The 13,358-nt window shown below is 60.4% G+C and carries 13 protein-coding genes and 1 pseudogene; 12 read left to right on the plus strand and 2 right to left on the minus strand.

The genetic code is table 11. From position 1 onward, the window contains the following. Positions 1–120: 120 nt before the first annotated feature. The 3 genes from BSY240_RS23315 (at position 121) to BSY240_RS23325 (ending at position 2,903) form a co-directional block, all read left to right on the plus strand. Positions 121–552, plus strand: a complete 432-nt coding sequence (locus BSY240_RS23315) for a VanZ family protein (RefSeq protein ID WP_236759403.1) — start codon at positions 121–123, stop codon at positions 550–552. Between the two features lie 703 nt (positions 553–1,255). Further along, entirely contained in the window at positions 1,256–1,591 is a 336-nt protein-coding gene (locus BSY240_RS23320; protein ID WP_069044314.1) for a helix-turn-helix transcriptional regulator, read from the plus strand. Further along, a complete protein-coding gene (locus tag BSY240_RS23325; RefSeq protein WP_069044315.1) occupies positions 1,581–2,903 on the plus strand; it encodes a type II toxin-antitoxin system HipA family toxin in 1,323 nt (440 codons plus the stop codon). The genes BSY240_RS23320 and BSY240_RS23325 overlap by 11 nt, the downstream gene beginning before the upstream one ends. Positions 2,904–3,037: 134 nt before the next feature. Here the strand turns inward: BSY240_RS23325 and BSY240_RS23330 are convergent, their stop codons facing one another. Together BSY240_RS23330 and BSY240_RS23335 are read right to left on the minus strand one after the other, a co-directional pair. Next, complete coding sequence (locus BSY240_RS23330; RefSeq protein ID WP_069044316.1) at positions 3,038–3,298, minus strand: hypothetical protein; 261 nt, start codon at positions 3,296–3,298, stop codon at positions 3,038–3,040. A gap of 142 nt (positions 3,299–3,440) precedes the next feature. Beyond that, positions 3,441–4,349, minus strand: a complete 909-nt coding sequence (locus tag BSY240_RS23335; protein WP_069044317.1) for a LysR family transcriptional regulator — start codon at positions 4,347–4,349, stop codon at positions 3,441–3,443. A gap of 161 nt (positions 4,350–4,510) precedes the next feature. Here BSY240_RS23335 and BSY240_RS23340 point away from each other — a divergent pair, with 161 nt between their 5' ends. The 9 genes and pseudogenes from BSY240_RS23340 to BSY240_RS23380 all read left to right on the plus strand — a co-directional run. Further along, positions 4,511–5,635 (plus strand): BMP family ABC transporter substrate-binding protein, encoded by a 1,125-nt coding sequence (locus BSY240_RS23340; protein ID WP_069044318.1) that lies wholly within the window; start codon positions 4,511–4,513, stop codon positions 5,633–5,635. Between the two features lie 28 nt (positions 5,636–5,663). Beyond that, the gene (locus tag BSY240_RS23345; protein WP_069044319.1) at positions 5,664–6,773 is read left to right on the plus strand and encodes an ABC transporter permease; all 1,110 of its coding nucleotides are present in this window, start codon (positions 5,664–5,666) and stop codon (positions 6,771–6,773) included. Then, entirely contained in the window at positions 6,770–7,693 is a 924-nt protein-coding gene (locus BSY240_RS23350) for an ABC transporter permease (protein WP_069044320.1), read from the plus strand. The genes BSY240_RS23345 and BSY240_RS23350 overlap by 4 nt, the downstream gene beginning before the upstream one ends. Positions 7,694–7,737: 44 nt before the next feature. Beyond that, complete coding sequence (gene biuH, locus BSY240_RS23355; protein ID WP_069044321.1) at positions 7,738–8,415, plus strand: biuret amidohydrolase; 678 nt, start codon at positions 7,738–7,740, stop codon at positions 8,413–8,415. After that, positions 8,412–9,950: an ABC transporter ATP-binding protein gene (locus BSY240_RS23360; RefSeq protein WP_069044322.1), complete on the plus strand. Its 1,539-nt coding sequence runs from the start codon at positions 8,412–8,414 to the stop codon at positions 9,948–9,950. The genes biuH and BSY240_RS23360 overlap by 4 nt, the downstream gene beginning before the upstream one ends. Further along, entirely contained in the window at positions 9,950–10,615 is a 666-nt protein-coding gene (locus tag BSY240_RS23365) for a cysteine hydrolase family protein (protein WP_069044323.1), read from the plus strand. Before BSY240_RS23360 ends, BSY240_RS23365 begins: the two co-directional genes overlap by 1 nt. Next, positions 10,608–10,940, plus strand: coding sequence for a cupin domain-containing protein (locus BSY240_RS23370; RefSeq protein ID WP_083229794.1), 333 nt, complete (start codon positions 10,608–10,610; stop codon positions 10,938–10,940). The genes BSY240_RS23365 and BSY240_RS23370 overlap by 8 nt, the downstream gene beginning before the upstream one ends. Positions 10,941–10,957: 17 nt before the next feature. Next, positions 10,958–12,760: an allophanate hydrolase gene (gene atzF, locus BSY240_RS23375; RefSeq protein WP_069044324.1), complete on the plus strand. Its 1,803-nt coding sequence runs from the start codon at positions 10,958–10,960 to the stop codon at positions 12,758–12,760. 127 nt (positions 12,761–12,887) lie between these two features. Then, positions 12,888–13,172, plus strand: a pseudogene (locus tag BSY240_RS23380) (helix-turn-helix domain-containing protein); the annotation flags it as partial. Positions 13,173–13,358: the final 186 nt, after the last annotated feature.

Below are 13,358 nucleotides of genomic sequence, written 5' to 3' on the forward strand. Positions count from 1 at the left end.
GAGATGGTCGTTGTGTCTCAGGTCATGCCGGGTCGAAGGGCGCATGGCTACCCTGCATTGGCGGATATTGATCAGCGCTGGTGGAGCTGCGATATCGCAAGCCTGCCAAGATTATAGCTCTTGCGGCTCGGTTGGCTTTCGTCGCTGGCGGCTTTCTTGCCTTGCCGCTGGTATGCGTATTTTTTGTCATGGATTGCCGACCATTCGCAGTTTCGTCCGCTTTGCCGCCGGGACAGGGTTGGCCGTCATCATCTTGTCACGGTAGCACCGATTGGGGCGAGACCCTCGACGATAACCTCGGCAGATCTTGATCGAGCGATTGCTTTCGTCGTGATGTCGGCGCTGTTCGCGATCGCCTATCCGCGCCGGATACTTCCAATTGCCCTCGCGTTGATTCTGGCCGTTTTCTTGATCGAGCTGGCTCAGTATTTTTCCGTAACGCGGCACCCCCAGTTTCATGATGCTCTGGTCAAGGCATTCGGCGTGCTGATTGGTGTCAGTACAGGCAGGTTGATTAACCGCATGTCACGCAGAGGAGAAAAACTGCTTTAGGCCCATCCGGCTGGGCGACGGACAACATCTACAGCCATTAATCGAGCACCAGTGTCTTCACTTACGGTAAGCCGGCCAAGCACTTCACTATAGCTCTTGCCGCTGCGAGTGACCCACCTGGGGAATTCCCGGTAGAATTCGCAATCAATTGAGGTGCTGCGTAAACTGAGCGAACACCCATCAACTATTTCCCCTTTTGCCTTCAGTTTGGCGGTTTGGAGATACGCGGGTTCTCCGCATCGTTCTCAAACAGTGCCGGCGGCCGAGGGCGGCTTTTAAACGCTATGGGTCATGCCGCGCAAATCGCAGAAGTAAGTCGCCTCGGTGTTCAAGGGTCGAGACGTCAGGCTTCGTTTGTAAGACCTGACATACCAGATTGCTCAATCGGCTGGATTTCTTGCCTCGCGCTCTCATATGGGGAAGTTTTCTCGATTGAACAACTTAAGGCTACGCCCAGATTATGCCAATAGGCAGTCGATGGAATGTCTTGCCATCAACACCGTGATCGCAGTTTAAGGTATTCAAACACAAATGCACCTCCACAGGTGCTACATCGCTGTTCGTTCATAAATATGGACGCAAGATAAGTTAAGGTTCATTATAGTGAACGTAGTTTGACAGTGTGATGAGCTCATGTCACGATGTTCGCGATGACGATGACCAAGAGCCCCTGCCTCAGCAAAGTGAACAAGGCGCCACCCCAATGCCGCGCAACAGAAGCTATTCCAGGGTTACGCGAGACGCCCTCCTCGTCCTAGGTAAACTGATCCGTGTCTCTAGAACCGAACGCGGCCTCACGGCTCAGGAACTCGCTGACCGCGCGGGCATCAGTCGGACAACCCTTTTCAACATCGAGAAGGGTTCACCTGGACTTGAAATCGGCATTGTCTTCGAAGTCGCGTCGATCGTCGGAATTCGTCTGTTCGACCATGATGAGCGTAACACGCTCAAGGCGCGCATGACCTATCTCGATGAAAAACTGACCTTGCTTCCCAAGAGTGTTCGTCACAGCGTGAAGGATGTTGACGATGACTTCTAAGGCAGAGGCAAAAGAGGCATTTGTCTGGATATGGCTGCCGGGAGCCACTGAGCCAGTCGTGGCCGGCCGCCTCGATCAGGATGGCGACCAGTTGCTCTTCATCTATGGTGCAAGTTACAGGCGTCGTAACAATGCGATCTCCATCTACCATCCGGAGCTCCCCCTGCAGGAGGGCGTTATCGAGCCTGCCAATGGGCTGAACATGCCAAGCGCAATCCGTGATGGATCGCCTGACGCCTGGGGGCGCCGCGTGATCATGAACAGGCTGACCGCACAAGCGCCCGTCGGAGCGAGTGTGTCGGATCTCAGCGAACTGACATTTTTGCTGCAGTCCGGATCGGACCGGATCGGCGCGCTCGATTTCCAGCAGTCCGCAAGCGAGTACGTTCCTCGCCTCGCCGCGCAGGCATCGCTTGACGAGTTGATGGAAGCTGCGACGCGCATTGAGAGAGGAATGCAGCTTACGCCTGCGCTGGCTCAGGCTCTCAACCATGGCACATCGATTGGCGGCGCGCGGCCCAAGGCGCTCATCGACGACAATGAAAAGAAATTCATCGCAAAATTCTCCGCCAGCAACGACACCTATAGCGTCGTAAAGGCGGAGTTCATCGGAATGCGGCTGGCATCAGCCTGCGGCCTTAATACCGCACCTGTGTCGATAACCCAAGCCGCCCACAAGGACGTGCTGTTGATTGAACGCTTCGATCGGCGACGCTCGGCAACGGGCTGGACACGACGTTCCATGGTGTCGGCACTGACGATGCTCGGGCTCGATGAGATGATGGCGCGCTATGCCTCTTATGAAGATCTGGCAGAACTCATTCGACACCGCTTCAGCGATCCGAAGGAAACGCTTAAAGAACTCTATGGCCGCATCTGCTTCAATGTGCTTTGCGGCAATACTGACGACCACGCCCGCAATCATGCCGCCTTCTGGGACGGCAGACAGCTGACGCTGACGCCTGCATACGACATATGCCCGCAAGGTCGCACCGGCAGCGAGGCCACTCAGGCCATGCTGATCAAGGGCAACCTTCGTGCAAGCACGCTTTCCGCATGCCTCGCAGCGGCGCCCGATTACCATTTGACACATGCACAAGCGTCTAAGCTTATCGAACATCAGCTCACAACCATCGCGCAAAACTGGCGCTCGATTTGCGATGAAGCCGAACTGACCGAGGTGGACCGCAAGCTGTTTTCCAGACGCCAGTTCCTCAACAGCTACGCTCTTGAAGGACTTGATGGGCATGGCTCCTTGCGGGATTCCTATGAAAGTGCACAGGACACGCTGCTTGCCCGCGGAGAGACCTGAATGAGACGCATGAACCCGGCGTGGTTTGATCGGCAGATGCATCAGCTCCAGGAGACAGCCTGACGGGGCGCCGACCTCGCAACCGATTGCGGCGCCTGCCCGACGCAAGGCGCTCCATGCATGCCATGCCGCGTCTAGAGGTTTTCCTTGAGCAGGGTTTGGATGCGGATCTTTTCCTGGGCAGCAAGCGGTTGGCGAGCATCCGAACGGGCACGCATGATGCGCATTGCGCTGCGCACGGCATGGCCTGGGTCCTGCGCGATGACTGTATCGATCCGGTCGTCGCGAAGCGCTTGTTCGCCGAAGGGCGTTCGTTCGTGCACAGCCACGGCAATCTGACTAAACTCGACGTTCCCGGCAGCGGCGAGGATCGGCACCTGGGCCTCTGCGCTCAACACATACCCGCACGCATCACTCAATCTTTGGGCAGCGGTGTCGTCGGCGGCATGGACCAGAGGATCAGTGGATCAGTGGATCAGTGGAGTTCTGGCCGCCAGATACAATCGAGTACCTTCCCCGATGAAAACCGTCTGGGCTTCAAGAAACTTCGAACTGGCTGGCGAGGCAGTTTGTCAATTGTGACGCAAAGCGTGCAGCAGCCACTGGCAAGGTGCGGCCCTTCAACTGACCGAGATAGAGGATGCCGGCGGGCACATCGCGTCCATCAAGCGGCAGTGAGACCATCCGGCCCGTTGAGGTTTGGTCCGAGAGACCGATCGGTATCTGGAAGGTGAGGATGTTCTCCATCACCGCGTGGTTTCGCAGGAATTCAAAATTGTCGGACTGGATAACCGGATCGAGGCGCACACCGGCAATGCGCATGGCAATGTCGAGCAGATGGCGCACACCATAGGCCGTCGTCGGCAGCGCGATCGGGTAATCGACACAATCAGATAGCCTGACCGTCGACCTCGCCGCCAGCGGATGATCGGGGGACATCACGACATGCACCGGTTGGCGCACGCGGATGAGCGTCATGAAATCCGTGAGGCGCACAGGTTCGAAAACGATAGCAAGATCGGCGCTGTGATCGACGAGCGCGTGCTCGGCCGCCTCGCGATCCCGCAAGTGGACACTGAAGGTGACGTTCGGGTGTTCCTTGCGATAGAGCGCGATCTGGCTCGGCAAGAAATAAGGCAAGAGCGCCTGGCTACAGGCAATCGACACATGGCCGCGCCGCACGCCAGAGAGATCGGCGATCTGCGAACGCACCCGCTCCATGTCCGAGAGTTGGTTGCGAATGTGGTGAATATAGATCTCGCCGGCGGCCGATAGGCGCACACCATGGGCCAAGCGTTCGAAGATCGGCACGCCGAGCTCCTCCTCCATGGCGAGAATGCGCCTATTGAGCGCCGTCGAAGTGATCGCGAGCGTATCGGCGGCGGCCCGGATCGAGCCCGCCTTCACCACGGCATCGATGTATCGAATGGAAGCGAGGTAGCGCATGAAGGGCCCTGTATAGGCTGCTGCATTTTTTGCAGCAGGCCGGCCAAAACATAGCACAAGACAGAAGCGCGTCCATCTGGATTACTGCCGTCGAAAGCCAGACGCGGAGCCCTCGAGACCGGGCCACGCCGGCAAAACAAGCAAAAACGGGGAACGTCCACATGTCGAAGATCCTGATGCCCAATCGTCGCCAGTTTCTGATGAACTCAGCCGGTCTCGCCGGCGCAGCTGCCCTTTCGGGTCTGCTGCCGGCTGGAATGGCACATGCGGCGGGCCTCACGGTCGGCTTCATCTATGTCGGACCGAAGGATGATTTCGGCTACAACCAGTCGCATGCTGAGGGCGCCGCTGCGGTCAAGGCTATGGAGGGCGTCACGGTAGTCGAAGAGGAGCAGGTTCCCGAAACGGTCGACGTGCAAAAGACCATGGAGAGCATGATCAGCTTTGATGGTGCAACACTCCTTTTCCCGACCTCCTTCGGCTATTTCGATCCCCACATCCTGGCTCTGGCACCGAAGAATCCGGAGGTGCGCTTCCAGCATTGCGGCGGCCTCTGGACGCCGGACAATCCGGCAAATGTCGGCTCTTATTTCGGCTATATCGGCATGGGCCAGTATCTGAACGGCATTGCGGCCGGCTATGCCACGAAGTCGAAAAAGATAGGTTTCGTGGCAGCGAAGCCCATTCCGCAGGTGCTGTTGAACATCAATTCCTTCCTGCTCGGCGCGCGTGCCGTAGATCCCTCGATCACCTGCCAGGTCATTTTCACCGGCGAATGGTCGCTGGCGGTCAAGGAGGCGGAGGCCACCAATGCGCTGGCCGATCAGGGCATCGACGTCATCACCTGCCATGTGGACGGCCCGAAAGTGGCGATGGAGACCGCGGCTGGTCGCGGGATGTATCTGTGTGGCTATCATGCCAACCAGAGCGCGCTCGCGCCGGACAAGTATCTGACCGGAGCGGAGTGGAACTGGGCCAAGGTCTACACCGACATGGTCAAGACCACGCTTGCGGGCGGCACGATCGACAACTTTGTCCGCGGAGGACTGGCAGACGGCTTCATCAAGATGAGCCCGCTCGGACCGGCCGTCAGTGAGGAGGCGCGCACCCGCTTCGAGGCAGTCCAGGGTGAGATCATGAAGGGCGGCTTCGCGGCGATCACCGGGCCCCTCAAGGACAACAAGGGCAATGTGGTGGCAACCGCCGGGCAGGCTCTGGTTGAGACCGATGTTGCGCTTGAGAGCATGAACTACCTCGTGGAAGGCGTCGTCGGCTCCACCTCATGACAGAACAGCGCGAACAGGAGGCCAGTTCATGAGCCTGCAGGTCGATCAGATGGCGCCACTTGACCGACGGACCGGCTTCCTGAACGAGGCCGGTGCCCGCCGTATCGAAGCGGTCCTTCTGCCCATGGCAGCCCTGCTTGCGGGAATGCTGGCCTTCGCAATCTTCCTTCTTCTGCTAGGCAAGTCACCGGTCGAATTCTATGGGCTTGTCTTGAAGGCGGGCTTCGGCACCGCCTTCTCCTGGACGAACACCCTGACGCGCGCAGCACCGCTGCTTCTGGCAGCGCTCTGCGTTGCACTGCCGGCCCGCCTCGGGCTCGTCATCATCGGTGGCGAGGGCGCGATCGTGCTTGGGGGCGTCGCGGCAGGCGCCGTCGCCATGCTGATGCCGGGCCTTCCGGCTGTTATCGGCATCACCCTCATGGCGGTTGCCGGCATGGCGGTCGGCGGCTTCTGGATTGGCACGGTCGGTGCACTTCGCCACCTGCGCGGTGTGAATGAGACGATCTCAAGCCTGCTGATGGCCTATATCGCAATTGCCCTGATGAACCACCTGATCGAGGGCCCCTTTCGTGATCCAGCAAGCCTCAACAAGCCTTCCACTGCACCGCTGCCCGAAACCTGGCAGATCGGCGAGATGCCAGGCATCGGCGTCCACTGGGGGCTTGCCCTTGGCATTCTCGCCTGTATCCTCGCCTGGATACTGATTGAGCGGACCACCATCGGATTTGCGGCACGCATCGTTGGAGGCAACGTCCGTGCGGCAGAAATCCAGGGGCTTCCGGCGGGCACTCTCGCCATCGGCTTCACGGCGCTTGGCGGCGCCTTCGCAGGGCTGGCCGGCATGATCGAGGTCGCAGCGATCCACGGCTCGGCCAATGCCTCGCTTGCGGCGGGCTACGGCTATACGGGCATCCTCATTGCCTTTCTCGCCCGCCACAACGGGCTCGCCATCATCCCGGCCGCCATTCTGTTTGCCGGCATCGAGGCGTCGAGTGGTCTCATACAGAGACGGATGGATTTGCCGGATGCGACTGTACTGGTCCTTGAGGGCATGGTCTTCATCGCCATCCTCTTGACTGACACGCTGCAGGGTCGCGTCCGCTTCCTCACTTTCCTCGAAAGGAGGCAGACATGACTGACGATATCGGCCTGTGGGGCGTGCCTCTTGCAATCCTTGGCGGCGCGATCCGTGTCTCCACGCCGTTCATATTCGTCTCCATCGGCGAGTGCCTGACGGAACGATCGGGGCGTATCAATCTTGGACTCGAGGGCACTCTGGTCTTCGGCGCCATGAGTGGATATGCGGTCGCCTATCACACGGGATCGCCCTGGCTCGGCACCTTGGCCGCCGCCTTCTCCGGCCTGCTCTTCGGCCTTCTGCATGGCTGGCTTTGCCGCCTGCCGCGCGTCAACGACATCGCCATCGGCATCGCGCTGATGATCTTCGGCACGGGCCTCGCCTTCTTGTTCGGCAAGCCCTACGTGCAGCCCGTCGCACCGGACCTGCCGGCCATCCCGCTCGGCTTCTGGTCAAGCCTGCCGCAGGTGCAAGCGGCACTGAATGTCAATGTGCTGTTCCTCGCGGGCATCGTGCTCGCATTCGCCACGGCCTGGATGCTGAAGAATACCCGCGTTGGGCTGACGATCCGCGTGACCGGCGACAGCGCAGATGCAGCGCGCGCACTTGGCATCGACGTCAACCGGGTGCGGCTCTGGAGTACAGCGGCCGGCGGTGCGCTTGCCGGTGTGGGTGGCGCCTATCTCTCGCTCTATTATCCCGGCAGCTGGAACGAAGGCATCTCCTCCGGCCAGGGGCTGATGGCGGTGGCACTGGTGATCTTTGCCCGCTGGAATCCGGTCAACTGCCTCTATGCCTCACTGCTGTTTGGCGGCGCCGGCGCGCTCGGTCCGGCGTTGCAATCCGTCGGCATCACCAGCGGCTACTATCTCTTTTATGCGGCCCCTTACGTGCTCACCCTGGGGCTTCTGGTTGCGACCAGCTCGCGCGGCCGCGCCATGCCATCAGCACCCGGCGAGCTCAGCATCGTCAAGTAAACAGTGCCGCAGCTGCGGCAAGCGACAAGCGAATGGAGACCGAGATGACCACCATTCAGGCCGATCCTTATCTCTGGCCCTACAATGGAGATCTGAGACCGGACAACACGGCTCTGATCATCATCGACATGCAGACGGATTTCTGCGGACCAGGCGGCTATGTCGACAAAATGGGCTATGATATTGGGCTCACCCGCGCACCGATCGAGCCGATCAAGGCCGTGCTTCAGGCTATGCGTGACAAGGGCTACCACGTCATACACACCCGCGAGGGTCACCGGCCGGACCTTTCCGACCTGCCGCCGAACAAGCGCTGGCGTTCACAACAAATCGGCGCTGGCATTGGCGATGCGGGTCCCTGCGGACGCATTCTTGTACGCGGCGAGCCGGGCTGGGAGATCATCGACGAACTGAAACCCCTGGATGGTGAGCCTATCATCGACAAACCGGGCAAAGGCTCATTCTGCGCCACCGACCTCGAACTTCTCCTGCGTACCCGAGGTATAGAGAACATCGTGCTTTCGGGCATCACCACCGATGTCTGCGTGCACACCACCATGCGCGAGGCGAATGATCGCGGTTTCGAGTGCCTGCTTCTCGAAGACTGTTGTGCGGCGACAGATCCCGGCAACCATGCGGCTGCGATCAAGATGGTGAAGATGCAGGGCGGCGTCTTCGGCGCAGTTTCCGACAGTGGTAAGTTTGTCGAGGCCCTGCCATGAGCACCAACGCTCAGCAGCCCAAGGCACTGACACGCGCGATCGCGGTGGAAACGGTCGGCATGACGATGCGGTTTGGAACGTTCACCGCGCTGAACGACGTCTCGCTGAAGGTCAAAGCGGGCTCCTTCCATGTCCTGCTCGGCGAAAACGGTGCGGGCAAATCGACCCTCGTCAAATGCATGATGGGCTTTTATCGTCCGACGTCCGGCCAGATGATGGTCGCTGACCACGAGGTGCAGGTCCGAGACCCGCGCGACGCCCACGATCTGGGCCTCGGCATGGTCTACCAGCATTTCACGCTTGTGCCCTCACTGACGGCGGCAGAGAACCTGGTGATCAGCCGGGCGGATGTGCCGGCCCACATCGACTGGGGCAAGGAGCGCACTGACCTTTCAGCATTCATGGAAAGAATGCCCTTCACCGTGCCGCTGGACGTGCCCGTCGGACGGCTTGCGGCGGGCGAGAAGCAGAAGCTGGAACTCTTGAAGCAGCTTTATCTCGGACGCCGATTTCTCATTCTGGACGAGCCGACCTCGGTGTTGACGCCCTCGGAGGCCGACGAGTTGCTCGGCATGGTGCGCGGCCTGACCACGGCTGGCGAACTCACCTGCCTGATGATTTCACACAAGTTCCGCGAGGTGACGGCCTTTGCTGACGCAGTTTCGGTATTGCGCCGCGGCGAGTATGTCGGGGGTGGCAAGGTGGCTGACCTGACGACCGCAGAGATGGCGGCGATGATGATAGGCGAGAAGGAATTGATGCGGCCTGCGGCCCGCACCCCAATGAACGGCGCACCGGTGCTGACCGTCTCCAGCGTCAAGGCGCCGGATCGGTCGGGGCTCAAGACCATCGCCATCGATGACCTTGCGGTGCGGGCCGGAGAAATCGTTGGCATTGCCGGCATTTCCGGAAACGGGCAGATGGAACTGATGGAGATCCTGTCGGGGCAGCGGCCGCTGTCTGCGGGAAGTGTGGAGGTCTGTGGCACGCCGTTTCGCGCCACCCGTGGCGAGATGCGGGCGTTGAATGTGCGCACGCTGCCGGAAGAGCCCTTGCGCAATGCCTGCGCTCCAAAGATGAGCGTAGCCGAAAACATCTTCTTTCGCGATTTCGATTTCGTGGCAGAAAAGCGCAAATTCTGGCTGGATCGGCGCCGTATGGCCGCGCTGGCAGCCCGGCTGATTGGCGATTACAAGGTCAAGACTGCGTCGCTGGACACGCCAATCGCATCCCTTTCCGGCGGCAATGTTCAGCGTGCCGTGCTGGCCCGCGAGCTGAGTGGAACCGTTGACCTGCTGTTGATCGCCAATCCCTGCTTCGGTCTCGATTTCTCGGCCGTGGCGGAAATCCGCGCGCGCATCATGGCGGCGCGCAACGGAGGTGCTGCCGTCTTGCTGATCAGCGAGGATCTTGATGAGATCCTCGAACTCTCCGACCGCATCCTTGTCATGTCGGAAGGCGCAATCGTCTTTGAGACGCAAGCTGACGGAGCCGATATCGGGGAGATTGGAAGACATATGGCAGGACATCACTGATGGCAGTTATCAAGGCACGCCCCTTCGACATAACGATCACCCCGGAACAGACCGCACTCGTCGTCATCGACATGCAGCGCGACTTCATCGAACCGGGCGGCTTCGGCGCCACGCTCGGCAATGACGTCACGCTTCTGCAGGCGATCATCCCTGCCACAGCGCGGCTGATTGAGGGTTTTCGCCGTGCCGGCCTGCCGGTGATCCACACGCGCGAATGCCATGCATCAGACCTTTCGGACTGCCCGCCTGCCAAGCGGGCGCGTGGAAAACCATCACTGCGCATCGGTGATCCCGGTCCGATGGGACGCATCCTGATTGCAGGCGAAGACGGCGCCGATATCGTCGCTGCCCTTGCCCCTCTGCCTGGCGAACCGGTCATCGACAAACCCGGCAAGGGCGCGTTCTACGCGACCCATCTTGGCGAAATTCTGCAGGAGAAGGGCATTTCCCAGCTCGTCTTTGCCGGCGTGACCACGGAGGTCTGCGTACAGACCACCATGCGCGAGGCGAACGACCGCGGCTATGAGTGCCTTCTCGCGACCGACGCCACCGAAAGCTATTTCCCCGAATTCAAGAAGGCCGCCATCGACATGATGACCGCACAAGGCGCGATCGTCGGCTGGGCGGCGACAGTGGACCAGATTGTCGAGGCCCTCGATGCGTGAGACCCTGCACATGGAACAGTTCCTGGCGAGCCGCTGGAAGGAAGCCCCCTTCGAACATTTTCGCGATGGTGTGGAGATTTGCCGTCTCATCCAGGGCGAACCGGAACTGGCGCTCTTGCGCTATGCACCGGGCGCCAGCGTGCCGCAGCACCGGCATACGGGGCTGGAGACCATTCTGGTATTGGAGGGCTCGCAAAGCGACGAGAACGGCCACTATGGGCCAGGCTCGCTTGTCGCCAACCCGGAAGGCACGGTGCATTCCGTCTCCTCGGCAGAAGGCTGTGTCGTCCTCATCCAGTGGACGAAGCCGGTTGAAATCCTGTGACATCTGAAAGTGCCGTCATGAACATAATGACAATGCCCTTCACCCTGAAGCATCTGCATAGCGCCTATGCCGCCGGCCTCAGCCCAGTGACTGTGATCGAGGAGGTCTATCGGCGCGTCGAAGAGGCTGACGATCCTGGTATCTTCATCCATCTGGCACCGAAGGAAGTAATGCTTGCAGCCGCCGCAGCCCTTGGCCCCTACGATCCAGCGCGGCCGCTTTACGGTATACCCTTCGCGGTTAAGGACAATATCGATGTCGCGGGCATGCCGACCACCTGCGCCTGCCCGGCCTTCGAATATGCCGCAACGGCTGATGCTTTCGTGGTGGCGAAACTGAAAGCCGCCGGTGCGCTTCCGATTGGCAAGACCAATCTCGACCAGTTCGCCACCGGCCTTGTTGGCGTGCGCTCCCCCTATCCGATCCCAAAGAACGCCATTGATCCCTCCATCGTGCCGGGCGGTTCCAGCAGCGGCTCGGCCGTGGCTGTGGCGCGTGGCATTGTGCCCTTTGCTCTTGGAACGGATACAGCCGGCTCCGGCCGCGTGCCAGCCGCGCTCAACAATATTGTCGGGCTGAAGCCGACGCTCGGCACACTGTCTGCCACCGGCATGGTGCCGGCCTGCCGCACGCTCGACACCATCTCGATCTTCACCTTGACTGTCCCGGATGCTTTCGCGGTCTATATGGCAACCGCCGGCTATGACGAGGCCGACGCCTATTCCCGCGATCTTGCAGCCCCCTTCCTGGAAGTCCCGGGGGCGGGCTTCAGCATCGGCGTTCCCGATATAGCCTCGCGCCGCTTCTTTGGCGATGTCGTCCAGCAAGGATCCTTCGAGGCGGTGATTGCTGTTTTGGAGGGTATGGGACACCGCATCGTGCCTCTCGATTTCACTCCGCTCTATCGCATCGCCGAATTGCTCTACGAGGGTGCATGGGTGGCGGAGCGTTATGCGGCCATAGAACAAGTGATCCGCACCATGCCCGATGCGCTTTTTCCGGTGACCCGCGGGATCATCGGACGGGCTGAAACCTTAACCGCGTCAGATGCCTTCCGTGACATCTACCGACTTGCCGATCTCAAGCGCAAGGCAGCCCCATTGATCGCCGCGGCGGACCTCCTTTGTGTCCCCACCATTCCGTGCTTCTTCAGCGTCACGGATCTGACACAGGATCCTGTCAGGCCGAATTCGAAGCTCGGCACATACACAAACTTTGTCAACCTGCTGGATCTATGTGGGATCGCCGTGCCGGTCGCGACGCGCACCGACGGAAGACCTGGAAGCGTGACCCTGCTAGGTGCTGCCGGGCTGGATGGCCGCATCGCTGGCATAGCGGCCAGCCTGCAGGTTGAAGCCTCCCCTCCACTTGGTGCCACAGGCTGGGAGCTAGAGCCGATCGATGCCCTTCCCCCGGCCGCCGGCCCAGCCGAGATCGCAATCGCACTGGTCGGCGCCCATATGCGCGGCCTGCCGCTCAACGGCGAGATCACCCGTCTTGGTGGCCGCTTTCTTGCGCAGCGCCAAACCGCACCCGAATACCGCTTGCACGCACTTGCTGGCGGACCGCCTCAGCGGCCGGGGCTCGTCCGGGTGAACGAGGGTGGACAGGCGATTGCGCTTGAGGTCTGGGCGCTCCCCCTCGACCAGTTCGGTTCCTTCATGACAGGTGTTCCTTCGCCGCTCTCGATCGGGACCGTAAGGCTTGATGACGGATCTGCCGTCAAGGGCTTCCTCTGTGAACCGGCCGGCCTCCGGGGGGCCGAGGACATTACACCACTCGGCGGCTGGCGCGCCTTCCTGGCCGCAGCGTCCAGATAGAGTGATGATCACAAGCCTCAACCGTAGCGACTTGCCGGAACAACAGTCGCCCGACATCCTGTCACCTCAGGAATGGCTGTGAGGATAAAAAAGAAGGCCAACAACTCACGAGCCTCTGTTGGCCTCCGCGCAAATGCATGAGGTGGGGCAAGAGGTCGGTTTCGAGCCCTCCGCTCTCTCGCGCGCCTTTCGCCGCCTGACCGGCATGAATTTCTCCGACTACAGCCGTTCCGTTCGTGTCTGGCGCGCACGAATCCTGCTGAGCGAGACCCAGACGTCGATTACTGATATCTGCTTCGAGGCGGGCTTCAACAATCTATCGAACTTCAATCGCACCTTCCGTTTTGAGACGGGTCTCACGCCCCGGGCCTATCGAAAGGCGGCAAGGATCAGGGCTAAGTCGCTCGTCTGACCCTCGATCGGGTTGGTGGATTGAATTTTTGAGCGATATCAGACGATGCTCAAGCTTGGTCGGACCTGTCTCCCCCGTGTCCTGGTTCCCCGCTTTGTCCAAGTCTTTGCCAAGACTTCGCCTCTGTAACCTTCCCCCTCGGCTATCATCCTCTTTTGTCGCGTCAGCGAGGTTAAGGGAGGATCA

Origin of the sequence: Agrobacterium sp. RAC06, assembly GCF_001713475.1 — a bacterium.
Lineage (GTDB): Bacteria > Pseudomonadota > Alphaproteobacteria > Rhizobiales > Rhizobiaceae > Allorhizobium.